General features: G+C 62.4%; 30 protein-coding genes. 19 read left to right on the forward strand and 11 right to left on the reverse strand.

Annotated features, from left to right (window positions below):
- The first annotated feature begins 2 nt into the window (after positions 1-2).
- Genes LDN85_RS02475 through LDN85_RS02490 form a run of 4 tightly spaced genes read left to right on the forward strand, consistent with a single transcriptional unit; the run spans position 3 to position 3,998 of the window.
- On the forward strand, positions 3-1,325 hold the full coding sequence (locus LDN85_RS02475; RefSeq protein WP_223944500.1) for an extracellular solute-binding protein: 1,323 nt from the start codon (positions 3-5) through the stop codon (positions 1,323-1,325).
- A gap of 11 nt (positions 1,326-1,336) precedes the next feature.
- Positions 1,337-2,308: a sugar ABC transporter permease gene (locus LDN85_RS02480; RefSeq protein ID WP_223944501.1), complete on the forward strand. Its 972-nt coding sequence runs from the start codon at positions 1,337-1,339 to the stop codon at positions 2,306-2,308.
- The gene (locus LDN85_RS02485) at positions 2,302-3,138 is read left to right on the forward strand and encodes a carbohydrate ABC transporter permease (protein ID WP_026542054.1); all 837 of its coding nucleotides are present in this window, start codon (positions 2,302-2,304) and stop codon (positions 3,136-3,138) included. Before LDN85_RS02480 ends, LDN85_RS02485 begins: the two co-directional genes overlap by 7 nt.
- An 11-nt stretch (positions 3,139-3,149) precedes the next feature.
- Positions 3,150-3,998 (forward strand): TIM barrel protein, encoded by an 849-nt coding sequence (locus LDN85_RS02490; protein ID WP_223944502.1) that lies wholly within the window; start codon positions 3,150-3,152, stop codon positions 3,996-3,998.
- Here LDN85_RS02490 and LDN85_RS02495 read toward each other — a convergent pair.
- Both LDN85_RS02495 and LDN85_RS02500 read right to left on the reverse strand, forming a co-directional pair.
- Positions 3,995-4,720: a PKD domain-containing protein gene (locus LDN85_RS02495; protein ID WP_223944503.1), complete on the reverse strand. Its 726-nt coding sequence runs from the start codon at positions 4,718-4,720 to the stop codon at positions 3,995-3,997. The genes LDN85_RS02490 and LDN85_RS02495 overlap by 4 nt on opposite strands.
- 221 nt (positions 4,721-4,941) lie before the next feature.
- Positions 4,942-5,625 carry a DUF6318 family protein gene (locus LDN85_RS02500; protein ID WP_223944504.1) on the reverse strand — a complete coding sequence of 228 codons (684 nt, stop codon included), beginning with the start codon at positions 5,623-5,625 and terminating at the stop codon, positions 4,942-4,944.
- A gap of 222 nt (positions 5,626-5,847) precedes the next feature.
- Between LDN85_RS02500 and LDN85_RS02505 the strand changes: the two genes are divergently transcribed.
- The 7 genes from LDN85_RS02505 to LDN85_RS02535 all read left to right on the forward strand — a co-directional run bounded on the left by LDN85_RS02505 (position 5,848) and on the right by LDN85_RS02535 (position 9,728).
- Entirely contained in the window at positions 5,848-6,294 is a 447-nt protein-coding gene (locus tag LDN85_RS02505; protein WP_026548367.1) for an Asp23/Gls24 family envelope stress response protein, read from the forward strand.
- On the forward strand, positions 6,291-6,482 hold the full coding sequence (locus LDN85_RS02510) for a DUF2273 domain-containing protein (protein ID WP_026542624.1): 192 nt from the start codon (positions 6,291-6,293) through the stop codon (positions 6,480-6,482). Before LDN85_RS02505 ends, LDN85_RS02510 begins: the two co-directional genes overlap by 4 nt.
- Positions 6,479-6,859 (forward strand): hypothetical protein, encoded by a 381-nt coding sequence (locus LDN85_RS02515; RefSeq protein ID WP_026542623.1) that lies wholly within the window; start codon positions 6,479-6,481, stop codon positions 6,857-6,859. Before LDN85_RS02510 ends, LDN85_RS02515 begins: the two co-directional genes overlap by 4 nt.
- A complete protein-coding gene (locus LDN85_RS02520; protein WP_026542622.1) occupies positions 6,856-7,515 on the forward strand; it encodes a DUF6286 domain-containing protein in 660 nt (219 codons plus the stop codon). Before LDN85_RS02515 ends, LDN85_RS02520 begins: the two co-directional genes overlap by 4 nt.
- The gene (locus tag LDN85_RS02525) at positions 7,512-8,123 is read left to right on the forward strand and encodes a hypothetical protein (protein WP_026542621.1); all 612 of its coding nucleotides are present in this window, start codon (positions 7,512-7,514) and stop codon (positions 8,121-8,123) included. Before LDN85_RS02520 ends, LDN85_RS02525 begins: the two co-directional genes overlap by 4 nt.
- 100 nt (positions 8,124-8,223) lie before the next feature.
- Positions 8,224-8,559 (forward strand): hypothetical protein, encoded by a 336-nt coding sequence (locus LDN85_RS02530; RefSeq protein WP_139183505.1) that lies wholly within the window; start codon positions 8,224-8,226, stop codon positions 8,557-8,559.
- 524 nt (positions 8,560-9,083) lie between these two features.
- Entirely contained in the window at positions 9,084-9,728 is a 645-nt protein-coding gene (locus LDN85_RS02535; RefSeq protein WP_223945411.1) for a DNA alkylation repair protein, read from the forward strand.
- Positions 9,729-9,769: 41 nt separating this feature from the next.
- On the opposite strand, the gene LDN85_RS02540 is transcribed toward LDN85_RS02535, so the two are convergent.
- Positions 9,770-10,171 (reverse strand): helix-turn-helix transcriptional regulator, encoded by a 402-nt coding sequence (locus LDN85_RS02540; protein WP_026542619.1) that lies wholly within the window; start codon positions 10,169-10,171, stop codon positions 9,770-9,772.
- A 250-nt stretch (positions 10,172-10,421) separates the two neighbouring features.
- Between LDN85_RS02540 and LDN85_RS02545 the strand changes: the two genes are divergently transcribed.
- The 5 genes from LDN85_RS02545 (at position 10,422) to aqpZ (ending at position 15,902) form a co-directional block, all read left to right on the forward strand.
- Positions 10,422-11,768, forward strand: a complete 1,347-nt coding sequence (locus LDN85_RS02545; RefSeq protein ID WP_026542618.1) for an ABC transporter substrate-binding protein — start codon at positions 10,422-10,424, stop codon at positions 11,766-11,768.
- A gap of 96 nt (positions 11,769-11,864) precedes the next feature.
- Positions 11,865-12,830 carry a sugar ABC transporter permease gene (locus LDN85_RS02550; protein ID WP_026542617.1) on the forward strand — a complete coding sequence of 322 codons (966 nt, stop codon included), beginning with the start codon at positions 11,865-11,867 and terminating at the stop codon, positions 12,828-12,830.
- Positions 12,827-13,789, forward strand: coding sequence for a carbohydrate ABC transporter permease (locus tag LDN85_RS02555; protein ID WP_026542616.1), 963 nt, complete (start codon positions 12,827-12,829; stop codon positions 13,787-13,789). The genes LDN85_RS02550 and LDN85_RS02555 overlap by 4 nt, the downstream gene beginning before the upstream one ends.
- A 113-nt stretch (positions 13,790-13,902) precedes the next feature.
- Positions 13,903-14,958 (forward strand): LacI family DNA-binding transcriptional regulator, encoded by a 1,056-nt coding sequence (locus tag LDN85_RS02560; RefSeq protein WP_026548363.1) that lies wholly within the window; start codon positions 13,903-13,905, stop codon positions 14,956-14,958.
- A 203-nt stretch (positions 14,959-15,161) separates the two neighbouring features.
- Positions 15,162-15,902, forward strand: coding sequence for an aquaporin Z (aqpZ, locus tag LDN85_RS02565; protein WP_223944505.1), 741 nt, complete (start codon positions 15,162-15,164; stop codon positions 15,900-15,902).
- A 14-nt stretch (positions 15,903-15,916) separates the two neighbouring features.
- On the opposite strand, the gene LDN85_RS02570 is transcribed toward aqpZ, so the two are convergent.
- Genes LDN85_RS02570 through LDN85_RS02590 form a run of 5 tightly spaced genes read right to left on the reverse strand, consistent with a single transcriptional unit; the run spans position 15,917 to position 20,220 of the window.
- A complete protein-coding gene (locus LDN85_RS02570) occupies positions 15,917-16,870 on the reverse strand; it encodes a hypothetical protein (RefSeq protein ID WP_223944506.1) in 954 nt (317 codons plus the stop codon).
- A gap of 35 nt (positions 16,871-16,905) precedes the next feature.
- Entirely contained in the window at positions 16,906-17,712 is an 807-nt protein-coding gene (locus LDN85_RS02575; RefSeq protein WP_026542612.1) for an exodeoxyribonuclease III, read from the reverse strand.
- Between the two features lie 59 nt (positions 17,713-17,771).
- Positions 17,772-18,338 (reverse strand): DUF308 domain-containing protein, encoded by a 567-nt coding sequence (locus LDN85_RS02580; RefSeq protein WP_026548359.1) that lies wholly within the window; start codon positions 18,336-18,338, stop codon positions 17,772-17,774.
- 26 nt (positions 18,339-18,364) lie between these two features.
- Positions 18,365-18,991, reverse strand: coding sequence for a response regulator transcription factor (locus LDN85_RS02585; protein ID WP_026542610.1), 627 nt, complete (start codon positions 18,989-18,991; stop codon positions 18,365-18,367).
- Complete coding sequence (locus tag LDN85_RS02590) at positions 18,988-20,220, reverse strand: sensor histidine kinase (protein WP_223944507.1); 1,233 nt, start codon at positions 20,218-20,220, stop codon at positions 18,988-18,990. The genes LDN85_RS02585 and LDN85_RS02590 overlap by 4 nt, the downstream gene beginning before the upstream one ends.
- Before the next feature lie 173 nt (positions 20,221-20,393).
- On the opposite strand from LDN85_RS02590, the gene LDN85_RS02595 reads away from it, so the two are divergent.
- Both LDN85_RS02595 and LDN85_RS02600 read left to right on the forward strand, forming a co-directional pair.
- Positions 20,394-20,978, forward strand: a complete 585-nt coding sequence (locus LDN85_RS02595) for a heme-binding protein (RefSeq protein WP_223944508.1) — start codon at positions 20,394-20,396, stop codon at positions 20,976-20,978.
- A 10-nt stretch (positions 20,979-20,988) separates the two neighbouring features.
- Positions 20,989-21,711 (forward strand): ankyrin repeat domain-containing protein, encoded by a 723-nt coding sequence (locus tag LDN85_RS02600; protein ID WP_223944509.1) that lies wholly within the window; start codon positions 20,989-20,991, stop codon positions 21,709-21,711.
- Positions 21,712-21,729: 18 nt separating this feature from the next.
- Here LDN85_RS02600 and LDN85_RS02605 read toward each other — a convergent pair whose 3' ends face one another.
- Genes LDN85_RS02605 through LDN85_RS02615 form a run of 3 tightly spaced genes read right to left on the reverse strand, consistent with a single transcriptional unit; the run spans position 21,730 to position 24,379 of the window.
- Entirely contained in the window at positions 21,730-22,944 is a 1,215-nt protein-coding gene (locus tag LDN85_RS02605; RefSeq protein ID WP_223944510.1) for an acetyl-CoA acetyltransferase, read from the reverse strand.
- Positions 22,941-23,627 (reverse strand): CoA transferase subunit B, encoded by a 687-nt coding sequence (locus LDN85_RS02610; RefSeq protein ID WP_223944511.1) that lies wholly within the window; start codon positions 23,625-23,627, stop codon positions 22,941-22,943. The genes LDN85_RS02605 and LDN85_RS02610 overlap by 4 nt, the downstream gene beginning before the upstream one ends.
- A gap of 20 nt (positions 23,628-23,647) precedes the next feature.
- Positions 23,648-24,379 carry a CoA transferase subunit A gene (locus LDN85_RS02615; protein ID WP_223944512.1) on the reverse strand — a complete coding sequence of 244 codons (732 nt, stop codon included), beginning with the start codon at positions 24,377-24,379 and terminating at the stop codon, positions 23,648-23,650.
- A 171-nt stretch (positions 24,380-24,550) separates the two neighbouring features.
- Here LDN85_RS02615 and LDN85_RS02620 point away from each other — a divergent pair, with 171 nt between their 5' ends.
- Positions 24,551-25,324: an IclR family transcriptional regulator gene (locus tag LDN85_RS02620; protein WP_223944513.1), complete on the forward strand. Its 774-nt coding sequence runs from the start codon at positions 24,551-24,553 to the stop codon at positions 25,322-25,324.
- Positions 25,325-25,347 lie beyond the last annotated feature (23 nt).

Genomic DNA, 25,347 nt, shown 5'->3' on the forward strand with positions numbered 1-25,347 from the left:
TGATGCGTAAAAGCACCCAATCACTGATGGCATTGCTGGCCGGCGCCGCATTGGCGCTTACCGGTTGTTCCGACGGCGGCAGCCAGCCCGCCGCTGCCTTGGATCCCAACGCTGCCCCGCAGTACACCGGGACCCTCAGCATCCTCACGAAGTTTGGCGGAGACCCGCTTGAGCCCTACTTCGAGGACCTGGCTGCGGAGTACAAGAAGCTGCACCCGGAGGTTTCCTTCGACCTCATCCAGGAGACGGACCAGAGCATCAAGGACAAGACCAAGACGCTGACTGCGTCACAGGCCATGCCTGACATCTACTTCACCTGGGCCGGCAGCTGGGCCAACAACTTCATTGACGGAGGCCTCGCAGCAGACCTGACCCCGGTCATTGCCCCCGGTACCGAGTGGGGAAACAACTTCGGAGAGTCCGCCCTCAAGGCGTTCGCGAAGGACGGGAAGTACTATGCGGTACCCCTCTACAACAACGGCAAGTTCATGGGCTACAACCAGCGCATCTTCAAAGAACTGGGACTGACCCCGCCGTCCACTTTCGACGAGCTCATCTCATCGTGCTCTGTACTCAAGGGAGCCGGCTACGAGCCGATCTCGTTTGGAAACAAGGACGGCTGGCCGGGCCTGCACTACCTGCAGCAACTCTTCGCCTACGAGGTACCCGCCGAAACGCTGCAAGGGGATTTCAGCCCTTCAACAGCCAAGCTCGAGGACAAGGGTTACCTCAAGGCCATGGACCAGTTCACCACCCTGGTCAAGGAGTGCACCGGCAGCGACAAGGATTCGAACGGTGTTCTCTACACCACGGCGCAGCAGGCCCTGGCTGAGGGGAAGTCCGGTATGTACTACCAGGAGATCCTCGAATTCGACTCCACCGCCTCCGCCGATTCAAAGCTCAAGCAGGATGGTTTGGGCATTTTCAAGCTTCCGGCGGCAGCAGACGCCAAGGGCGATCCGAAGGCCATTGAAGGTTCCCCGGAGGGTTACATCATCAATGCGCGTTCCAAGAACGCCGCGCTTGCCGCTGACTTCATGAAATTCGCTACCAACAGCCAGAACGCTGCCAAGCTCTCCGCTCCGCCGTACGGGCAGCCCAGCGCCGTCAAAGGTGCGGTTTCCACCGAGAACTCCTCAGGGCCTGTGATCGAAGGCATCAAGCAGGTAAACGAAGCATCTGCGGCCATCACCTGGCTGGACTCCGTTACTGTTCCTGCAGTCGCTGACGCCTGGTTGGCCGGTGGGGAAGCCCTGGTGGCCGGAACCCAGACCCCGGACCAGGTACTTGCCTCCGTCCGGGCCGCTTCCAGTGCAGCGAAGTAGCAAGGGACGCCATGACTGTTTCGCATACTGACTGGAAGCCTGCGGCGCCGCCCACGGCGCCCGTTTCCGCCGGAAACTCCAAGGGTCGCAAACCCAGGTCTGTCCAGGGTCCCCGCTGGCGCAATGTGGTGTGGGTGCTGCCGGCAGTCCTGCTGCTGGGCGTGTTCGCGTACTTGCCCCTGGTGCAGAATCTTGGGTTCAGCTTCCTCAAGTGGGATATCTACAGTGGCCGCCAGACCTTTGTGGGTGCGGACAACTACGTCCGGATGTTCAATGACCCCATCTTCTGGAAGTCACTCCTCAACAACTCGCTGTACGCGGTCATCTCAATCGCCTTCCAAGTATTCGGGGCGGTGATCCTCGCCGCGATGATCGAGGGACTGCGGAGCCAGCGGTGGAAGGGGATCCTCCGGGCCGTGTACTTTGTACCGTCCGCAATCTCCCTCACAGTTGCCGGCCTCCTGTTTTACTTCATCTACGAACCCGAGATGGGCATCCTCAACGCCGCCTTGGATTTCCTGGGCCTTGGAAACTTCACCCAAGCCTGGCTGGGACAGGAAAACACGGCGATCTTTGCCATCATCGCCATGAGCCAATGGCAGGGCTTTGGATACTGCACGCTTCTCTTCTCGGTGGCGCTTCAGCGAATCCCTTCCGAACTGTATGAAGCTGCATCCATCGACGGCGTTGGACCCTTCCAGAGGTTCTTTTCGATTTCCTTGCCACTTGTCAGGGAAATGACCGGCCTGATGATGATTGTCACCGTCTCCGGAGCCTTCCAAGTGTTCAACGAAGTCATGGTGATGACCAGCGGAGGGCCGAACAATTCCAGCCAGGTCCTTGGTACATGGCTCTACAGGAGCGGATTCGTCCGCAATGACTTTGGTTATGCGGCCGCCGTCGCAACCGCCGTCTTCATCATCACCCTGGTCCTGGCAGTCGTCCAGCTACGTATCTCCAAGAAAAAGAGGGTCCAATGGTGACGCGCTCAGCCCTGCTGTTGGTACTCGGACGGGTCCTCGTCAAAGCCTTCCTGATTGCACTGGCCGTCGTCGTCGTTTATCCCTTGATCTGGATGCTGCTGAACGGTGTGAAGTCCAACTCCGAGCTGTTCTCCAATCCGTTCGCACTGCCCGTTGCGTGGAAATGGGACAACTACATCACTGCATGGAATCGAGGGGTGGGCGACTACCTCACCACCAGTGTCCTGGTGACCGTTGCGTCCACCATCGCGACAGTATTCATCAGCGCATGGGCGGCTTACGGGCTGACCAGGGTGAACATCCCCTTTAACAGAGTGGTGCTCATTCTCATCCTGGGCGGCCTGATGCTCGCTCCCACGGTGGCCCTGATCCCGTTGGTGAAGATGTTCCAGAGCCTGGGGCTCTACAACAATCTCTGGGCGTTGCTCATCCTGTACACGGCATTTCGGGTTCCCTTCACAACGTTCCTTATCCGGGCTTACATGATGGACCTGCCCGCGGAGGTGGATGAAGCCGCATCCGTGGATGGAGCGTCGAAGGCCCGGGCCTTTTGGCAGGTTATTCTGCCTATGTGTAAGCCGATCCTGGTCTCGACTGTTCTCTTGAATATTCTGTTCACCTGGAACGAGTACTTGTTCGCCATGGTCTTCACCAGCGGGGGAGCGCTGCAAACCCTGCCAGTGGGGCTCACCAACTTGATGTCCAAGCACGGTACGGACTATCCCGTGGTGTTCGCGGGTATGGCTATCGCGGCAATTCCGGTGATTGTGCTCTTCTTCGCCGGACAGCGGTACTTCATCCGTGGACTCGCCGACGGAGTTGGTAAGTAGTTATGAGCGTGATGGGTTTACTGAGCCTGGACCAGGTCGGTGGATCGAACTTCGCCTACCAGCACCACACCCTTGAGCGTTGCCTCGATGACATGGTCGAGCTGGGAAGGACCGAGGTGGAGCTTTGGGGAATTGCCCCGCACCTTTACATTCCGCAAGCTGATTCTGCACACCTGCTAAAAGTCAGACGACAGCTGCGGGAGCGGGAGCTTGCAGTCAATTGCCTTACCCCCGAACAGGTGGCCTACCCGGTCAATATTGCCTCCGGGGAGAAATGGCTAAGAGATCAAAGCGTTCAGTTGTTCTTGCGGGCCGCGGAAGTGTGCAGCGAACTGGAGTCACCTCTGTTGTTCCTGACAGCGGGACGAGGCTACGAGGACCAGCCGGTTGAGGCGGCGTGGGCGAGGTCCGTCGAAGCCCTGCAGACTATCACCCAGCGCGCTGCCGAACTTGGTGTGAACTGTGTCCTTGAGCCTCTTCAGCGTGTTGAGTCGAACCTGGTCACTGATGTCGGTTCGCTCCGGTCAATGCTCGACGACGTCGGATCCCCGGCTTTGGGGGTGGTGGTAGACACCGTTGCCATGGCAGCGGCAGGGGAAAGCGTCAGGGACTATGCCAAGGCCTTCGGCGAAGCTATCCGACACGTTCATTTGATTGACGGTACTCCAACCGGACACTTGGCGTGGGGTGATGGTTTCCTGGATCTCACTAAGATTCTGCGCGACCTAAGCCGGCTGAATTACGGCGGGGCCCTGACGTTTGAACTCTTTGGAGACGGCTCCTACTCATTGCAACCCCGCGCCGCGGTATCCAAGTGCCTCGAAGCTGTTGCGGCCAGCCTGACGGCGATCTCGTCCTAGCCGGACTTTGCGCCGGGGCAGCCCCAGGAGTTGGGGTTTTCCTGGCAGGTGTCGGCGACGAGTGCTCTTTGTGTTTTCCAGACTTGGATGGTTTGGGCTGGTGTGGTGAGGTTCAGGGTTCCGTTGATGGGTAGGGGTGGGCCGTTGTTGACGGAGTAGGTGCCGGTGAAGCTGGTGGTGAGGGTGGCCTGGTAGTTGCCGGTTTCTGTGTAGCTGTGGCTGGTGCGTGTTTGGGTGTTGAGCCATTCGGTTTCCGGGATGGGGTAGCCGGCTGCTGGTGTTGGTCCGAGGGTGGTGCCGTCGCCGAAGGCGTAGGTGTAGTTGGCCGGTGTTGCGGTGAGGTGGACTGCTTGGCCGAGGATGGTGAGGTTGAAGTCTTGTTCTCCTGTGGTGGTGTAGAAGTTGGTGGGTGCGCCTTTGAGGGTGTGGGGGAAGGGTTGGGCTTGGAGGGTTCCGGGGTTGATGGGTAGTTGTTGGAAGTCGTTGAGGATCCGGGCTGCGATGTTGGCCAGGACGTTCTCGGGTTGGGCCGCGTAGAGGCAGGTGGGTCCGGTGACGGGGATCCAGTCTGTCCAGCCTGGGTTGGTGATGGCTTTGGGGGCTTCCTTCCAGATGACCGGGGTGCCTGCTTCGGTGTTGGCTTCGGTGGCGGGGCATTCGAGGGCATCGCAACCGGGGTCCTTGGTGTCGGGCCCATCGGCACGGCAGTGGGTGTCGGCCATGTACTGGTTTGGATCGGCGGCGGCTGCTAGTGGGGTCCCAGATGTTGGCTTGGATTGACCGGTCTCAGGGTCGAATACGAATGTAGCTCCTACTTCTATCTGCCGTTGATGCCGGTCAGCGCTAACCCGTGTGTCGTCGGCGTTCGCGAAACCAGGTCCGAGGGCGAGTTGCAAAAGAACAAGTAGCAAGATGCTGCCGCAGAAGGTGAACGGTCGCATGATTAACCTACGATCGTTCCGTAGTTGGTCACCTTCCACGCCCCGCCCGTGTAGCTGGCGAAAAGTGCATCCGCAGTGTTGCTACCGGCAGAGTCATTCTGGCCCTTGGAGCCGTCAGCATCGAAGTACTGGATAGCTTCCTGAATTACTTGGACCTTGGCTGAAATAGCACCACTTTCGGATTCGTTCCACAGGACGTCAATCACAGGCGTCTTTAGGGTGCCGCCAGCCATCCATCTGCCTGCTTTGTAGTTGAGATTCACCGATGCTTCATGGGCCACGGCTACTGGGAGCGTAGTGTCGGTGATCTTCTTCCATGCGCCCAGTTCGCCTGTTTCGATGGCGTAGGAGTACGTCGCGTACCAATACCCAATAAACGCCTCCAACCCCGCCTTCGAGTTCTCCTTCGCCAGTTCGGGCATCACCGGAACCGGCACATTCTGTGCCTTCCCCTTCGCATCTGCGGGCTTGTACACCGCGGACGGCGACGGTGCACTGGAGGTAGCCGAAGCAGCCGGAACGGCGCTGCTCGAGGTGGGGGACACCGTCGTCGAGCCTGATTCGGAGGTTTGCAGGCCGGGCGGACTGCCGCCTTGGCAACCCGTGAGGAGCAGGGCCAGTCCCACTGCCAAGGCCGCCGTCCGTGGCAGTGCAACAGGAAAAGTGGCAGACGAAAGACGTGGCATGACAGGCTCCCCAGCAGCTGTTTTGTGATGTTTCGGCCAGTCTAGGTGGGCTGCCAAGCGGGTCCCAGCCATGAATTGTGCCTTGTGGATAACCCGCCCAGAGTGGCTGCCGGAGCCGGCATTTAAGCCGGGTTGCCGGCAAAACAGGCGCCCGAAGAGACGCTTCTCCCAAAGCGTCGGAGCTAGACGCTAGGGTGGTACTCAAGAGAAGGGGAGTGCTCCATGGAAGACCAGAACGTGCAGCTTGATCCTGTGCCTGGGGGCGAAATCCTGGGGACTGGACGCACCATCATCTCCGAAGCGGCGGTGGCCAAGGTTGCAGGCATTGCTGCCCGCACAGTGCCGGGCGTCTACTCGTTGGGTTCGGGTCCGTCCCGCGCGCTCGGCGCGATTCGCGACGCCGTCGGCAGCTCGGACCATGCAGCGGGTGTCCGCGCAGAAGTGGGCGAGACCCAGGTGGCCGTGGACATCAACCTTGTAGCCCTCTATGGACACCCCCTGCACGGCGTCGCCAACCAAGTGCGCAGCGCAGTCTTCCGCGCGGTTGAAGAGCTTGTTGGCCTGCAGGTCATTGAAGTCAATATCGAGATCAATGATGTCTATGTGGCCCCGCCTGTTAAACCCACGGGAAGCAAGGCCGCCGTAGTGGAAAGGGAGGCACTCCAGTGAGCATGACCGTTGTGGGCATCGCGATCGGCGCCTTCGTAGCCTTCATGTCCTTTTCCTTTGGGCTGTGGGGATTCCTGATCTCACTGCTCTTCATGGGCATCGGAGCACTGCTGGGCCGGGCAGCTGACGGAAAATTGGATCTTCGGAGCGTCCTGGACGCCATTACGGGCCGGCGCTCCTCGTCATGAGCGTGGCTGAGGCTGTGGAATCCACCACCAGCCTGGCCGGCCACAACCGGATCAGTACCCAGGCTTTGACATCCTTGGCGCGCGCCGCCGCCGCTGAAGCCCTCGGCGTTGAGGCCAGCGACATCCGCGCTGATTGGGCGGACGACGACGGCCTGCTGGCTTTGTCGATCGTGGCACCTATCAGCATCCCGGCTTTGACCGAAGTCTTGCGGGATCCGTTGCGCGTCCAGGGCTTCGGCGGCTCCATCTGGGACCGGGCAGTTGCTGCGAAAGCCACTGTCCTTGAAACGGTCACGCGACTCAGCGGATCCCAGTTGAGCAGGGTGGACATCAGAATCAGCGGCGCCCACGTCACCGAAGGAGGCCGGGTTCATTGACACAGGACCAGAAAGCCCACCGCCCAACCCGGGATCAAAACAGCATCGAGCAGCAAGCTGGAGCTGGACCGGTGGCCGGCGAGGACCCTGAGATGAGCCGTATCCTTCGGCGTGAAACCCATTCTTCCCGCGCCGGTGCTGCTGTCATTGCCGCCGTCCTGGTGATTGTGCTCTGCCTCTACGCACTTCTCGAGGCGGGCGTGCGGGCCGTGGGACAGCCTCCCTGGCTGATCGACCCCACCACTGCGGCCGGGCGCATCATCGCTCTCCCGGAAGGTATTTCCCCTTTGCTGCTTGGCGCCAGTGGTGCCGTAGTTGCCATGGTGGGACTCTTCTTCTTCCTGCACGCAGTGCTGCCCGGCAGGCGAGCCCGGCATTTGCTCCGGGACCGTCGTACCGCCGTCGTGGTTGATGACGAAGTACTGGCATCGGCGCTGGCGCGTCGCGCGCGAACTGCCGCGAACGTTACCCAGGAGCAGGTGATGGTGGTGGTTTCCAGGCAATTGGTGGTGGTCAATGTCCGGCCTACATCGGGCAGCAGGGTGAGCGAAGAAGCTGTGCTGACTGCTGTGCGGGCAGAACTTGAGGAGATGTCGCCGGTGCCGATGCCTTCCGTGCGAGTCAACGTGGCGTCCTCGGGGGTGATTGGCGCGTGAACGGGACACCGCGTGCCCTCAACCGTGTGCTGTTGTTCGTCATTGGGGTGAAACTCCTGGCCGTCGGACTGTTGCTCGTGCTGCTGGCGACCGTGCCCGCTGTGGCGGCGTGGTGGCATGGATTCTCTGCCGGTGTCTGGGCCGGGATGGAAAATGCCTTCCGCCAAACCCGCTTGCCAGGACATGAGGAAAGCTGGCTGTGGATTGTGGCTGGAGCGGTCCTGGTGGCCGTCATTGTCGCCATGATCGCCTGGCTCTCCCAGCAGGGCAAGGGCCGGGCCAACCTGTTGGTCGCAAGCGATGACGACAGCCATATCGATGGAGAAGTGCGGATCGGTGGAGGCGTGGCGGAACAGGCGCTGAGGGCTGCGCTGGCTGAGCGGACCGACCTCGCAGCCGCTTCCGTGGCCACCTACGAGGTGCGGGGGAAGCCGGGGCTGCGCATCCGGATCCAGCCCAGGCAAGGAGTGGCGCCACACGTGCTGGCCGCCGAAGTATCCCAGCTCGTTGAAGCATTGGACCTGGTTATCGGCCAAAAAACGCCGGTGTTGGTGCACATGGTTTCGGGTGCCCGGTCCAGGTTTACCAAGGCGGAACGTGTCCGCTGACATTGCGGAATGCAAGTCCCGGCCCCTAAGTTGAGTCCGAGGGGGAATGCCTCCTTTGGCACGCCACGTCACAGATCCGACCGTTACAGAGGAGAACACCATGAGTGAAGAGACCACGGGAGCCGAAGCAGTAAACGGCGCAGCAGGAAACGCCAAAGAGGCGGCAGGCGAAGCCCTGGAAAATGCGAAGGAATTTGCGGGCGAGGCTGTTGAAAACGTCAAGGAATTCGCTGGGGAGGCAGCCGGGAACGTCAAAGAGTTCGCAGGCGAGGCCGCGGAAAACGTCAAAGAATTCTTCTCCGGTGATGTCGGCGAAAATGCCAAGGAACTGGCCGGAGACGTGGCGGAGAAGTCCAAGGAAATTGCCGGTGATGTAGCCGAAAACGTCAAGGGACTGGGCACGAAGATCGCCGGTCTGCTGAAGGGCGATAAGTAGCAAACGCCCCACCAGCAAAGGATGGCAGTTCGTATCCGCAGCGGAAACCCGCGCGGGAGCGGGCTGCCATCGCTGTGTGAATGCCCCGTATTCGGTCCCAGCCGGTAGCTCGTTCAGTCCGGAAGCGCATGAATCCCGGTTTCCATCCGCCCGGGTAATCCGTCCAGACCGTCAGCGCATGCAGCCCGGTCGCACGCCCAGCCCAGCATTCGGTCCCAGTCCGGTAACCCTGCCAGTCCGGTAGCCCTGCCAGTCCGGTAGCCCTGCCAGTCCGGTAGCCCTGCCAGTCCGGTAGCCCTGCCAGTCCGGTAGCCCTGCCAGTCCGGTAGCCCTGCCAGTCCGGTAACCCTGCCAGTCCGGTAACCCTGCCAGTCCGGTAACCCTGCCAGTCCGGAGCTAGTAACCTGAGGTCAATACGCTATGGACAGGAGGCTGCAGTGGCTAAAGAGGCAGTAATTGAAACGGCAGCGGTTGAAGCCCCAGTGGCGGGAACAGCGGTGCTGGACTCCACGGTGGCCGGACTCATGGCCGAATTGGCCGCCCTCGAAGATCCCCGGGCGCGCGAAATCAACGAAAAGCACGGCGATGACCATGGCGTGAACCTCAGCAAATTGCGGGCAGTCGCCAAAAGGCTGAAAACCCAGCAGGAGCTCTCACGCAAATTGTGGGCTACGGACGACACCGCTGCCAGGCTGTTGTCGTTGCTGATCTGCAAGCCCAAAGCCTTTGAACGCGACGAACTGGACAGCATGCTCCGGGAGGCACGGACTCCCAAGGTCCACGACTGGCTGGTGAATTACGTGGTCAAAAAGAGCCCGCATTCCGAAGAGTTGCGGGTGGCCTGGTTCGCCGACGCTGATCCAGTGGTGGCCAGCGCAGGATGGGCGCTGACGTCGGAACGCGTGGTCAAGAAGCCTGAGGGCCTGGACCTGGTGGCACTGCTGGATGGCATCGAGGCCGCCATGAAGGACGCACCGGAACGTCTGCAGTGGGCCATGAACCAGTGCCTTGCCATGATCGGCATCGAGTTTCCGGAGCACAGGACCAGGGCTCTGGACATCGGGGAGCGCTTGGAGGTCCTGAAGGACTATCCCACGCCGCCCAACTGCACCTCACCGTTTGCGCCCACCTGGATCAACGAGATGGTGCGGCGCCAAGCCGCCCCATAGCCAGCCGCCCCGTAGCCGGCCCCCATAGGCAGGACCGGGAATTAGCCCCGGTTGCGGTGCATCATGCGGTAGGTGAGTTCGGCGAGGAGTTCTTCGTCGGACAGGTGTGACGCCCTGGCGATGGGAGCCGCGGGGACAGCGATGCGCGGTGGTCCCTGCCGGGGTTCGTCTCCTGAGCGCATGTCGTCAGGAGTGATCATTTCCGGGGCAAACGTTGATTTTCCTTTAAGGACCTCTGAGACGGATCCTGCACGCCAGCCCAAAGCATGCTCAAGCTTGCGCTGGTTGATTTCCTGCGTGCGGCGGGTTCCCGATTCCAGCGTACGGACGGTCTTGATGGCAGTTCCCGCCTGCTTGGCCAGCTGGACTTGGCTCAAACCTTGGGCCAGACGTTCTTCCTTGATCAATCGGCCGATGGTCTGCAGTGCTTCAAGTTCATCCACACTTCCTATTTTTCCATAGGCAACATTGGGTAAACAAATCGATCCGCAGCTTGAAGAGCGTGCAGGACTGATGGGGCGTTGGCCAAATGGAGCGAAGAAGGCTGCGTTTTCAAGATCAACAGGTTGCTTGGTATCGATGCGGTTACGTTCTGTGTAAGCGCTTGCATTTTCACACGCTTCCTAGCTAGTGTGAGCGTCACCACATCAATTGCGCCGCCGAATCACTTGTACTCAGCGAGGAGTCTTTAGCATGAAGAAAACCAAGTACCTGCTACCGGTCGCAGCCGCCGGTGTTCTGGCACTTACCCTTTCCGCCTGTAGCGGAGATGGTGGCGGTGGGGGATCCACCGCCGGCTCGAATGACTGCGCCAGCTACGAAAGCTATGGCAAGCACGATGGCAAGACCGTCTCGGTCTACTCGACGATCGTAGACATCGAGGCTACCAACCTCGAGGAGTCCTGGAAGCAGTTCGAAGACTGCACGGGCATCACCGTCAAGTACGAAGGCAGCAAGGAGTTCGAGACGCAGATCGGCGTCCGTGCCCAGTCCGGGACCGCGCCCGACGTGGCGATCTTCCCGCAGCCCGGCCTTCTGGCCACCCAGGCAAAGGCAGGCTACTTGAAGCCGGCTCCGAAGACGGTCTCCGACCTCGTGGACAAGAACTGGTCCCCGGACTGGAAGAAGTACGGCACCGTTGACGGCACTTACTACGCTGCCCCGATGCTCGCGAACGTCAAGGGCTTTGTCTGGTACTCGCCCAAGACCTTCAAGGACAAGGGCTGGGAAGTCCCCAAGACGTGGGACGAAATGATTGACCTGTCCAAGAAGATCGCGGCCGATGACAAGAACATGAAGCCGTGGTGTGCTGGATTCGAGTCCGGTGAAGCCACCGGCTGGCCCGGCACGGACTGGATCGAAGACGTGGTTCTGCGTGCACACGGCCCGGAGGTCTACGACCAGTGGGTAGCCCACCAGATTCCGTTCAACGACCCCAAGATCGTCGACTCCTTCAACAAGGCCGGCGACATCCTGCTCAACCAGGACATGGTGAACGGCGGCTTCGGTGACGTCCGCTCGATCCTGAGCACCGGTTTCGCCCAGGCCGGCCAGCCGGTTCTTGACGGTACCTGCGCCATGCACCACCAGGCCAACTTCCAGGCCGCCAACTGGCCTGCAGGAACCAACGTTGCTGAAGATGGCGATGTTTGGGCCTTCATCACCCCGCCGATCGACGAAAGCAAGGGCAAGGCAGTCACCGGTGGCGGCGAAATGGTGGGCGCTTACAAGGACACCCCCGAGGTTCAGTCCTTCCTGGCCTACCTGGCCAGCGCCGACTTCGCCAACAACCGCGTGAAGCTGGGCGGTGTTGTCAGTGCAAACAAGGGCCTGGACCCGAACAACGCACAGTCCGACCTCGACAAGCTGACCGTCAAGATCCTCCAGGACCCTGACACCGTCTTCCGCTTCGACGGATCCGACCTGATGCCGAGTGCTGTGGGTTCAAACTCCTTCTGGAAGGGCATCGTGCAGTGGATCAACGGCACGTCCTCGCAGGATGTTGCCAACAGCATCGAATCCAGCTGGCCTAAGAGCTAACTCCCAAAGTGCTGCCTCCCCTGACTGGTTTGCCCAGCCGGGGAGGCAGTGCTTTTCCCGGAACTTAGTGATTCACTCACGCCCCGGAGGTTGGGTATGGAATTTATTGGAGAAAAACTCCTTCAAGTAGTGATAGCCCTTGCGATATTCGCAGCGGTTATCGGCCTCATCATGTTGCTGGTGGACAGGGCACCCAAAACGGTCAAGGACAAAGTCACCGTTGCCGGCTTCCTGGCCCCCGCCGCGATCCTGATGCTGGTGGGCCTGGTTTATCCGGCCATCCGAACGTCAATGCTGGCGTTCACGGATGCCGGCGGCAATGCCAACGGCTTTGACAACTTCGTGTGGATGTTCACGCAGCCCGAGGCTCTGACCACACTGCGAAACACCGTTATCTGGACCATCCTGGTTCCTTTGCTGTCCACAAGCTTTGGCCTGGCCTACGCCGTGTTCATTGACAAGGCCCGGGGCGAAAAGGTGTTGAAGTCATTGGTCTTCATGCCAATGGCGATCTCCTTCGTAGGCGCCGGTATCATCTGGAAGCTCGTCTACGACTACCGTGGGCCCGGCATCGAACAAACAGGTGTCATCAACTTCTTCCGCGACGCCCTGGGAATGGACCCCAAGCAGTTCCTCCTGGATGCGCCGGAAAACACGTTCTTCCTGATCATCGTGATGGTCTGGATCCAGACCGGCTTCGCCATGGTGATTCTCTCGGCCGCCATCAAGGGCGTCCCGGTGGAACTCACCGAGGCAGCCCGCTTGGACGGGGCGAATGCCTGGCAGCAATTCCGTAATGTCACGGTCCCGGGTATCCGTGGAGCGCTGGTGGTGGTGCTGACAACCATCACGATCGCCACGTTGAAGGTGTTCGATATTGTCCGGACCATGACCGCCGGCAACTACGACACGTCGGTGGTAGCCAACGAAATGTACACCCAGGCATTCCGTGCCGGTGAGCCGGGACGCGGTGCCGCATTGGCCCTCATCCTGTTCCTGATGGTGTTGCCCATTGTGGTCTACAACGCCCGAGTCCTTCGCAAGCAAAGGGAGATCCATTGACAGCCACGCCAGCCCCGAAAGAGGCCGCCAAGGCCACCCGGCAGCGTCCTGGATCCGACCCCACGGAGGACGCCCAGCCGATCATGCGGCGGGTCAAGAGCAAGCTGACCTCCAAGTGGGCAACAGCGGCAGCGATCGTGATCGCCGTCGTCTGGTCCGTCCCGACGTTCGGCCTGTTTGTTACCTCATTCCGTCCAGCGGCCAAGCAGGTGGGCCCCCGGTCCGACGGCTGGTGGAATGCCTTCGTCGACTGGCAGTTCACGTTCAAGAACTATGCCGACGTCCTCACTCCGGCAGGCTCCCAGTCGGCCAACCTGTCCCAGTACTTCGTCAATTCCATCGCGATCGTCATTCCGGTCACGATCTTTGTCCTCGTGCTGGCATCCATGGCTGCCTACGTCTTTGCCTGGGGCAAGTTCAAGGGCCGCGACGCGATGTTCATCTTCGTCTTTGCCCTCCAGATCATTCCGCTCCAGATGGCACTGATCCCGCTCCTGCAGTTCTTCACGCAGACACTGCACCTTCCGGCGGGCTCGTACGCCCAGCTGTGGATCGCCCACACCATGTTCGGCCTTCCGCTGGGCATCTTCCTGCTCCACAACTTCATCTCCGAAATCCCCGGTGAAGTCATTGAGGCAGCACGGGTGGACGGCGCCGGACACAGCACCATCTTCTGGCGGATCATCCTCCCGTTGTCCGTTCCGGCGCTGGCATCCCTGGCGATCTTCCAGTTCCTGTGGGTCTGGAATGACCTCCTGGTGGCGCTGGTGTTCTCCGGTGGTACGGCGGACGTGGCCCCCATTACGCAGCGCTTGGCGGAAATTTCCGGTACGCGTGGCGCCAGGGACTACCTCAACCCGGCGGCAGCATTTGTCTCCATCATCATCCCGCTCCTGGTGTTCTTCGGATTGCAGCGCTACTTTGTACGCGGCCTGCTCTCCGGCGGCCTCAAGGGCTAGGATCCGCAGCCTCGGTTGCGCAGCGCATTACGCCGCTGCGTAACCGAGGGCTGCAAAGCAGAAGTCCACCTTTAAGGTGAAGGCGGAGCAACGGCGGCCGGAGAGGGGAGCCTGTGTCACGAACAACGGGTAGGTCCCAACGCGGTGGCCATACCGGCGTCAGTATCGAGGACGTCGCCGCTGCCGCTGGAGTTTCGACGGCGACCGTCTCACGGGCCGTCCGGGGCCTGCCGCGCGTATCTCCGGCCACCCGCGAAAAGATTCTCGAAGTTGCCAGTTCGCTGGGCTACGTCGCGTCGTCGTCGGCATCCGGCCTGGCCACCGGCCGTACACGCACCATCGGCGTCCTGGCCCCGTTCGTCAGCCGCTGGTTCTTCTCCAAAGCGATCGAAGGCGCGGACCGGGAACTGCATTCGCGCAAGTACAACCTCTCCCTGTTCAACCTCGGCGGCCACGGCAGCAACCGCGAGCGGCTCTTCAGCTCCACCATGGTCTACAAACAGATCGACGCCCTGCTGGTGCTCTGTATGTCCTTGACCGAGGAAGAGCTGGAACACCTCCACAAGATCGACATTCCGCTGGTGGTAGTAGGCGGGCACGTGGAGGATTGCGCCTATATCGGCATCAACGATTACGACGCCGCGTCCACCGCTGTGCGGCACCTCCTGGACTTGGGCCACAAGGACATCGCCTTGCTCCATGGCGACGACGAAACCGACCTGAACTTCGACGTTCCCCGTGTGCGGATCCGCGCCTTCCAGGAAGTCATGACCGACGCCGGACTGGAAGTCCGTCCCGAATGGGACCAGTGGGGCGATTTCACGGTTGCCAGTGGCCAAGAGGCCTTCAACCGCTTGTGGAACCAGCCCGGACGCAAACCGACAGCGATTTTCTGCTCGTCCGATGAGATGGCCATGGGCGTCATCTTCGAGGCGGGGCGCCACGGCGTCAAGGTGCCCCAGGACCTTTCAGTGATCGGCATTGACGATCATGATTTCTCGTCTTCCATTGGTTTGACGACGGTGGGGCAACGCCCCGACAACCAGGCTGAACTCGCCACCAAGATGCTGCTTGACGAGCTGGATGGGAACCCCGGTGCTGTCCATTCCGAGGTTGCCCCACACGAGCTGATCGTGCGCGAGACCACAGCCCCGCCAATGGAAAGCTAGGGCAGCCCGCCTCTTCGCGGGACCCACCTGCAAACCTCCGTCATGAATCCCGTCCGGGGCCCACATAGTTACTGTGCCGCGGCATCAATGCGCCGCGACTGTGTGCCGCGCAGTTGCTGTGCCGCGGCCGCGCCGAAGCATCCGGACACCGACCGACCTGGAAGGTTGGGCCCGGGAGGCGCTCGTCTAATGAAAGAGGGATCATGCATAAATCACTTCCGTCCCGGCTTGGGGCCGAAGCTTTGGGGACTTTTGTCCTCGTCTTCGGAGGATGCGGCAGCGCAGTGTTGGCTGCGAAAGTTCTCTCGGAGGACAAGCTCAACATGGGCATCGGATTCCTGGGTGTTGCGTTGGCTTTCGGGCTGACGGTCCTGGCCATGGCATACGCAGTGGGACACATTTCGGGTGGACACTTCAACCCTGCAGTGACAATCGGCGCCGCTTTGGCCGGCCGGATTGAATGGAAGGCCGTTGGCCCCTACATCGTCACGCAGGTCGCTGCTGCCTCCTTGGCCGGGCTGGCGTTGTTTGCCATAGCCTCCGGAAAGGACGGGTTCGATGCTGCTAAATCCGGGTTCGCCTCCAATGGTTACGGCGAGAGGTCCCCGGATGGGTATTCAATGGTGGCTGCTTTGATCATTGAGATCATCCTGACCGCAGTCTTCCTCTACATCATCCTGGGCAGCACCGATTCGCGGGCGCCAAAGGGTTTCGCGCCCATCGCCATCGGGCTTGGTTTGACGTTGATCCATCTGGTGTCCATCCCGGTGACCAACACTTCCGTCAACCCGGCACGTTCCTTGGGAGTGGCATGGTTCGCCGGCCCCGAAGCATTGGGACAGGTGTGGTTGTTCATTCTTGCCCCGGTCATCGGGGCTGCCATTGCAGGCATCACCTACAAGATGTTCTTCCCCAACACCGAGGAAGTGGTCCTCGAACGCTAGGGAAGTTCGACGGGTCAGGAAGCCCGTGCCAACTGCCGGATGGGGATCCACCGGGAGGCAAGCCTGCGGTAGGCGGCAGCGGCGCCGGTCATGTCGCCTTCCGCCAGGCACTCGATGCCCAGCCGCACGTCCATGGGGGATTCATCCGGGTATACCTTGTCCGCCACTGCACCGTAGTCCAGTTCCACCATGGACTGGATGTGGAACAGTTCCAGCCATTCGGTGAGCTGCGTCAGGTCATCGAGCATGTCCAGGTCCGGCGCGGCCAAGGCCAGGTGCGCCACTGCGAAGCGGGCCCTGTCCAGGGCTTCGGTCAGGGGCGTCCATACCCGCACCGTCAGAATGCGCCCGTCGGATTCCACCACGTCCTTCCTGTCCGACTCGGCGAAGAGCGAGAACCAGCTGAACGGGATTCCCCATGTTGAGGCACGGGTGTGGACGCGCTTGGCATCTTCCCCCGCATTGACCCGATCTATCCTTGCCTGGTGCTTGTCCCGTTGTGAGACGGGGATGAGGAGGTCGGCGAGGGGACTGTGCACGCCGTCCATGAGGGCATTGGCCGCCAAACCCGCCCGAATCACCAGTTGGCTGGGGCAGTAAAGCAGCCGCCCGGCGTCGTGCGCTTCCTGGGCGGTCGCTGCAGGCTGATCCCCCGTGGGTTGGTCCTCCGCTGGAGGTTGGCCCACTGCAGGCTGGTCCGGCATGGCCGCGTGCCGGCCCGTGGGCACGCGCGTCATGCGTACCAGGTCCGTGCGGCCGGTGGGGAAAGGATCGCCGCCGGACCGCGTGATGCGGCCCAGCGAGGCCTGCAGCTCCGCATTCTCGACGGCGGCCCGGGAACCGTTCTTGCTGCCCCGCGCCAGGAGCCGGCGCTGCTGCTCGGGCGGGAACGCTTCGAGGGGTTCGTAAATGCGCAGCGACGAAGAGAACGGCAGCCCTGCCTGGCCCCGATAGAGGTTTCCTGTCATGGCAGCCGCCCCTTTCGCCGGTGGTTTTGGATCCTTTAGTCTGCGAGCTCCACAATCACGGGAGCGTGGTCCGAGGCGCCCTTGCCCTTGCGTTCCTCGCGGTCAATGGAAGCGCCCGTGACCCGCGAAGCCAGCGCGGGGGAGGCGAGGCAGAAGTCGATGCGCATGCCTTCCTTCTTTGGGAAGCGCAGCTGCGTGTAATCCCAGTACGTGTAGACACCGGGGCCGGGGGTATAAGGACGGACGACGTCGGTGAATCCGGCGGCTTCGAACGCATGGAACGCTGCACGCTCGGGTTCGGAGACGTGGGTGTAATTGTTGGTGCGGAACAGCTCGATGTCCCAGACGTCGTCGTCGAACGGTGCGATGTTCCAGTCACCCATCAGTGCCACCTGGGCGGTGGGGTCGGACTTGACCCATTCGGCTGCGTGGCCCTGCAGGACATCCAGCCATTTGATCTTGTACGGCATGTGTTCATCGTCCAGGGAGCGGCCGTTGGGAACGTAGAGGCTCCAGATGCGGATGCCGCCACAGGTGGCTGCGATGGCCCGGGCTTCCTGCACCGGATCCTTGCCGGCCTTGCCGAACGCCGGCTGGTCCAGGAAGGTGCGTTCGACATCTTCAAGGCCCACGCGGGAGGCGATGGCAACGCCGTTCCACTGGTTCACACCGAAGTGGGCAACCTCGTATCCCATGCGCTCAAAGAGCTCCCACGGGAAGTTCTCGTCCTTGCACTTGGTCTCCTGGATGGCCAGGACGTCGCAGTCGCTGCGCTCAAGCCAGGCTTCAACGCGGTCTGCACGGGCGCGGAGGGAGTTCACATTCCAGGTAGCTATCTTCACAGCCACTAACTTACCGAACTTGGCGCTGAGCGCATCCCCTGAAGACTATTTGCGGTGACCTAGTGGCCGTACAACAGCTCCGAGCGGGCCAGTTTACGCAACCCGATGCCGGAAGCGACCAGCAGCAGTCCGGTCACGAGCGCAAAGGCCCCAAGCATCCACACCAGGCCCAGGAAACCCAGTCCCGGATTGACCAGCACCACGATTCCAAAAATGGTGGTGATCAGGCCTGTGAGCAGCCAGAGCCCCCAACTGCTGACGAAAGTCCGGGCCGCCAGCGACAAAACAATCTGTGACAACCCCAGCACCAGCGCCCACAAACCGATGAGCACGCCGATCGCCGCGGCCGTAATTCCCGGCAAGGCAATGGCCACAATGCCGGCCGCGATGGAGATGAGGCCACCCACAATGGTCCAGCGGGACCGGCCCGCGGGGTCGTAGAAGTAATGGGCCACGCTGGTGATGCCGTCAATGATCGCAAAGACCCCGAACATGACGACCACCACGAACGCCGTGGCGCTGGGCAGGGCAAAGATCAGCAGGCCAAAAACAATGGCGAGGATTCCCCGGACCAGCAACGCAGTTCCCGGGCTCTTGAACATCTTGCGATCAGCTACGTCCGACATAGGGTCAGAGTAACCAACCGCGTGTCCTACCGCATCCCCTCGCGCCGGATAGCTGTGGCAATTGCTGCTGCACGGGTTTCGACGCCCAGTTTCGCGTAGATGTGGGCGAGGTGGGTCTTGACTGTGGCCTCGGAGATGAAGAGGCGCTTTCCGAGGTCGCGGTTGCTGAGGCCCTCGGTCAGCAGGCTGAGCAGTTCGGCCTCCCGCGGAGTGAGGATTTCGTCCGGATTCCGCAGCTGTTGGAACAGCCGCGACGCCACGGGCGCACTCATGACGCTCTTGCCCTGCACGGCACCACGAACGGCCGCGAAGATCTCCTCGGGTGCCGCATCCTTGAGCAGGTAGCCCATGGCGCCGGCGTCCACGGCGCGGACAATGTCCGCGTCCGAGTCGTAGGTGGTGAAGACGATGATTGCCTGCTTGGGGGTTCGCCGGCGGAGCTGTTTGATGGCTTCGATCCCGTCCATGCCGGGACCCATGGCCAGGTCCATGAGGACCACGTCCGGGGCATGTTGCCGGGCCGCCTCCAGCGCGTCCTCCCCGGATGCGGCTTCCCCGACGACGGCGATGTCGCCCTGGGTGCCCAACAGCGCTTTGAGCCCGCTCCGGACCACGGTGTGGTCGTCCACGAGCAGCACGGAGATGGTGTTCACAAAGCCTCCTTCAAGGCGTTTGCCTGATCAGCAGGCCGGGCCAGCGGAAACTGGGCCGCGATGATGGTGCCTTCGCCGGGTGTGCTTTCCACCGACAATTGTCCGCCCAACTGTTCCACGCGTTGGCGCATGGCCCGCAGTCCGTACCCTCCGGTTTCAGAAGGCGGAGGTACCGCTCCGGGATCAAAGCCGCGGCCGTCGTCGTACACGTCCAAGGTGACCGCGTCCGGAAGGTAGCCAAGGGTCACGCTGGCATGGCCGGCGTGGGCGTGGAGCTTGATGTTTGCCACCGCGCTCTGTGCGACACGGAGCAGGGCATGCCGGACCTCCGAAGGGAGCGGCCGCAAATCCCCGGTGACTTGCACACGGATGCCGTCCACGTACTGCTGTGCTGCCTGTTCCAGGGCTTCGGGGAGGGGCCCGGTCTCGAGCCCGGGGGCGGAGAGCTCATGTACCAGGCTGCGGGTGTCGGCGAGGTTGCGTCGCAGCAGGTCGGAGGCTTTGCGCACCTCGCGGTTCGCGGCAGGATCCGGCCATGAGCGCTGTGCGGCTTCGAGCAGGAGCAGGCTGCTGGCCAGGCCCTGGGTTACGGTGTCGTGGATTTCCCGCGAAACGCGCTCGCGTTCGGTGGCAATCCCGGCTTCCCGCTGCTTCGCCGCGAGTTGCTCCTGGGCCTGGGTGACGTCATGGAGAAGTTTGCGTTGCAGCGCAGCGTCGCGTTCGATCTTGTCGTAAATCAAGGTCAGCAGCGCACCCGCGGCGAGCGGGCCAAGAAGCATGGCGACGTCGGTCCAGCCGCTCATCCGGAAGAGTCCGACGGCGGTGGCGGCCGCCGTCGCGCCACCGGCCACATAGGCGGCCCACCCGCGGAAGGCGGTCCGGGCGAGGAAGAAGATCGCGAAGGAACACCACGCGAAGCTGGGGGCGGCAATGACAAGCGCCGCCCACGCTGCCACCAATGCGGCCATCCACGGAATCCATACCCCGCGCGCCGGTCCGGGGGGACGCCTGCCAGGTTCCCGACGGCGGGCCAACACCGCGGTAACCGCATAGAGGGCACAAACAGTCCCTGCCAACGCAACTGTCCACAGGTTGTCTGCGGGGGAGTGCCGCATGACATAGCGGACAGCCGAAGCGACCATCAGGACGGCGAAGCCCAGATGCACCACAGCATCGATGCGTCCATCGAGCCGTACGCCTGGCGCCGGCTGGGAAGGGACAGTGGGCATCCTCCCATGCTAGGTCCCTTTGCGGGCATTGGTCTGTCCACCTTTTGGCTGATACCGCCGACGGAAAGGCTGAGTCCGGGAACGGCAACCGGGCGATGTGGCGGTTGGTGGGTCCACGGAAGCATGGGGATGTACCCGAAACTGCGGTCCCGATGCCCTACAAGGAGAACCCCGTGAAGAAGTCGAACAAGATGATTGCCGCCGCCGCTGCCGGAGCATTGCTGCTCACCGGCGGTGTCACGGCCGTGGCCAACGCAGTGTCCCCTGCAGGTGCGCCGGCTGCTGCCCAGGCCGCTCCGGTGAAGGTTGCAGCCGAGGTCCAGCCCGCGCCGGAGAACGTGGTGGCCCAGAACAGGATCTCCGTTGGCGCCTCGAGCGCTGCCGTCACTGCTGCGCTGGCCAAGTGCCAGGCGGACAAACTTCCGTTCGTGACAGTTGCTCTGGTGGACCGCTTCGGAACTGTCCAGGCGCTGCTGCGGGGCGACAACGCTGCCGAGCACACCATCGAAGCCGCCAAGCAGAAGGCCTACACGGCAGCTGCCTTCGGTGCTCCCACCAGCGAGCTCGCCAAGCGCATCAACGGCAACGGACCCTCCATCGCCGACCTCCCCGGCACGCTCTTCCTTGCCGGTGGCGTCCCGTTGAAGGTCAACGGAGTCTCCGTTGCCGGCATCGGAGTCGGCGGCGCTCCCGATGGCGCCCTTGACGAAGCCTGCGCCACCGCCGGTGCCGATGCCTTGGCCACGGCAGCGAAGTAGCCTCGACAGTATGGATTCCCTGAAGGGGCGCAGCTGGGCGGCGGGCCGGGTGATCGGTGCGGGTTTGCTGATCGCCGGGCTCGTGGCCGGCTGCGCACCGTCGGAACCCGCCGATCCGGCTTCCGGCACGCCCGATGCAAGCACGACGGCGGCTGCCCCGGCGGCCGGCGCGTCGCCTGGCTCAAACCCGGCCCCGTCGTCGTCGGCTCCGGGCACACCGCCCAAACTCCCACCGGAGGCCCAATTGGAAACCGACCGTCTCCTGATCCTTGCCGCGAAAGCCAACGACGCCGGCCGCGTCCGTGAACTGATCGCGGCAGGCGGCAACGTCAACGCAAAGGACGACATCCAGGACTCGGCCTTCCTGTACGCCGGGGCGGAAGGCTTCAACGAGGTCCTGGAACTGACGTTGGCTGCGGGCGCGGATGTTCGCAGCATTAACAGGTACGGCGGCACCGCGTTGATCCCGGCGAGCGAGCACGGGCATACGGACACTGTCCGGATCCTCATTGCCGCAGGTGTGCCGGTGGATCACGTCAACAACCTTGGCTGGACCGCCATGCAGGAAGCCATCCTGCTCAACAACGGCGGGCCCAACCAGCAGGAGGTGGTCCGGCAGCTCCTGGCAGCCGGGGCGAACCCGGATATCCGCGACCCCCAAGGCCGAACCGCACTGCAGAACGCAGAGCGGCTCGGGTTTACGGAGATCGCGGCGCTGATCCGGAACCGCTGATCTTGCTACTCACTTGGGTTAGAAAGCCTCCAGGACGCTGACGTAGTTGGCGATGCCCACGCCGCCCATGTTCTGCACAGCGCCGCGGCGGGCGTTCGGCAACTGCATGTCACCCGCGGTGCCCGTGAGCTGCATGGCGGCGATGACATGTTGCGATACGCCTGTAGCGCCCACGGGGTGGCCCTTGGCTTTCAGCCCTCCGGAGACATTGATGGGGAGCTTTCCGTCCTTATATACCCAGCCCTCCTGGACAGCACGTGCACCTTCGCCGCGGGGTGTGAGGCCCATGGCTTCATACATGATGAGCTCGGCGATGGTGAAGCAGTCGTGGACCTCCGCGAAGTCCAGTCCCTCAAGCCCGACACCGGCCATGCCCAGCGCCCGTTCCCACGAAGCCCTGGTTGCTGCGAACTCGGTGGGATCGCGCTTCTCCGCAGGGAAGAAGTCGTTGGCGTGGCCAAAACCGGCCAGGCGAACAGGCGTGGTTGCGCCGCCGGCAGCCGAGGTGGACAGCACGACGGCGGCAGCACCGTCGGAGACCGGCGAACAGTCCGTGCGGCGCAAGGGCTCGGCCACCATGGGGTTCTTCTCGGAGATGGTCCGGCAAAACTCCTCGCCGAAGTCCCGGTGCATCTGGGCGTAGGGGTTGTCCATGCCGTTGCGGTGGTTCTTGGCAGCGATGGAGCCGAGGACATCGCCGAGGCCACCTTCAAATCCCGGGCCGCCGATTCCGGCGCCGTAGCGCTTGCCATAGTGCTTGGCGACTTCGGCGAACAGGCCCGTGAATCCGGTGGAGGACGCTTTTCCGGCCATCTCGTAGGAAGCACCCAGCAGGGCCGCCCCCACGACGTCCGCTCCGGCGTCGGTCATCTTCTCCGCGCCGATCACCAGGGCGTTGCGGGCAGTTCCGGCCAGGACCGCTTTGACACCCTGTTGGAAAGCCGCCGATCCCGAAGCGCAGGCATTCTCGGTGCGGGTTGCGGGAACGTTGGCCAGATCTGCCGATACCTGAAGCGCCAACGAGGACGTGAATCCCAGGGGCTGCATTCCCGAGTTGAACTGCCCGAGGTAGATCTCGTCAATGTCCTTTGGGTCCAGGCCCGAGTTCTCGATGGCTTCGCCGGCCACCTGGACGATCAGCGACTCCAGCGTGTCATCGGTCAGCTTCCCGAACTTGCTGTGACCCCATCCCGTGAGCAGGATGTCTTTGCCAAATTGCTCCTTCAAGCTCATGCGGGTGCTCCTTCAAGCGTGGGTTCAACAAGCGTAGGTTCAACAGAGGCAAGCGCCACGGTGAACTCTGCGTCGGACTTGCTGCGGATTTCTTCCACGGTGACGCCCGGGGCGAGGCGGGTCAGCAGCAGCAGAGCGTCTTCGATGTCGAAAACGGCGAGGTCAGTGATGATCCGGTCAACACACTTCAGGCCCGTGAGGGGCAGGGTGCATTCGGTGACGATCTTGGCAGAACCGTCCTTGGCGTTGTGCTCGGTAAGGACAACGACTCGCGGTGTCCCGGCCACCAGATCCATGGCCCCACCCATGCCCTTGACCATCTTGCCGGGGATGGTCCAGTTGGCCAGGTCCCCGGAACCGGACACCTGCATGGCACCCAGGATGGCCACCTTGACGTGCCCGCCGCGGATCATGCCGAACGATGTTGCGGAATCGAAAATGCTGCCGCCGGGAGTGATGGTGACGGTCTGCTTGCCGGCGTTGATGAGGTCGGCGTCTTCCTCGCCCTCATAGGGAAACGGGCCCATGCCCAGCAGTCCGTTCTCGCTCTGGAGGACCACCCGCACGCCGTCGGGCAGGTTGTTGGCTACCAATGTGGGAATGCCGATGCCGAGGTTGACGTAGTCGCCGTCGTTCAGTTCTTCGGCCGCGATGGCGGCCATCTGGTCTCGTGTCCATGCCATGGTGATGGGCTCCTTTGCTGCTAAACCGTGAGTGCTTCGGCGTGCTGGGCTACGGCCCGCTGCCGGACTGTGCGCTGTTCAATGTCCTTGACGCGCGCGGTGGCCTGGACCAGCCGCTGGACGTAGACCCCAGGGGTCACAATGTGGTTGGGGTCCAGTTCTCCGGGCTGAACAATGACCTCGGCCTCGGCGATGGTCACAGCTCCTGCCGTAGCTACCACCGGGTTGAAGTTCCGTGCCGTGTAGCGGTAGATCAGGTTGCCGTCGGTATCGGCGGTGTGGGCATGGACCAGTGCGACGTCGGCGGTGATGGCGCGCTCGCGGACGTACGTGACGCCGTCGAACTCTTCCAGCGGTTTGCCTTCGGCAACCAGGGTTCCCACGCCGGTCCGTGTGTAAAACGCGGGAATGCCGGCGCCGCCGGCGCGCAGGCGTTCAGCGAGGGTGCCCTGCGGCGTGAACTCGACCTCCAACTTGCCCGCCAAGTACTGCTCGGCGAACAGCTTGTTCTCGCCCACGTAGGAAGCGATGACCTTCCGGACCTGGCCCGCTTCGATCAGGACTCCAAGGCCCTTGCCGTCCACCCCCATGTTGTTTGAAACGATGGTGAGGTCCTTGGCGCCGGAGTCACGAACGGCATGGATCAGGTCAGCGGGGATACCACTCAAACCGAATCCCCCGACGGCGACGGTCAAGCCGTCTGCCATCACCTCACGCAGCGCTTCGGCTGCACTCCCGTACATGGTTGACATTGCGAACTCCTCGTTGAGCTGGTTGGTCCACTTTGTGGACGAGTCTCCTCTTGGAATCGAGCCTAGGCAGGGCAACGTGAGAGATCAATGGAGGCACTTACCAAATACTCACGCTGTGGACGCTAGACTGAGTGGTATCCATATTGTGGACAAAATCGCGGGGAGGGTGCTGTGGCAGTGCAAGGAGCCCAAGTGGTGGGCAGGGTGGCGCTGCTGCTGCGCCTGGTGGGCCGTAAGCCGGGTGGGACATCCTTGGCGGGTCTGGTGCGCGAGTCCGGGCTGACCCGGCCAACCGTTCACCGCCTGCTGACGTCCCTGGCTGCCGAAGGTTTGCTGGAGCACGATCCCGGCACGGGTAAGTGGGTGCTGGGGCCGGAGATCTTCCTGCTCGGATCGGTTGCTGCCGCCCGTTTCCCCATGGAGGACATCGCCCGGCCCTCGCTGCGAAGGTTGGCCGCCGAAACGGGGGAGAGTGCGTTCTTTTCCCTCCGCCGGGGGAACGAAACCATCTGCGTCCTGCGCGAAGAGGGAGCGTTTCCGGTGCGATCCTTTGTGCTGCACGAAGGGGTCCGCTTCCCGCTCGGAGTGGCCTCGGCCGGAACCGCGATCATGGCCTTCCTGCCCCCGGAGGAACAGGAAGCACTGCTGGGGGACTGGCCTGCGCACGCCGGCGACTTTGCTGTGGGCCACCCCGAAAACGTAGTGCGGGACAACCTGGAACGCACCCGCCTGGCGGGGTACGCCGTTAATCCCGGACTCATCCTCGAAGGCAGCTGGGGTATGGGTGCCGCAGTGTTTGACCAGCAGGGCCGCGCGGCCTGGGCGCTGTCCCTGACGGGAATCGAACCGCGCTTCCGTCCTGACCGCCAGGAGTTCCTGGGCAAACTGCTGCTCGAGGAAGCGCACCGAATGAGTGCAAGGTTGCAGGGAGCCAGCCCCAACTAGGTGAGAGTAAACGTCCTACTGAG

The organism is Arthrobacter sp. StoSoilB20 (assembly GCF_019977295.1).
Taxonomy (GTDB): Bacteria; Actinomycetota; Actinomycetes; order Actinomycetales; family Micrococcaceae; genus Arthrobacter; species Arthrobacter nicotinovorans_A.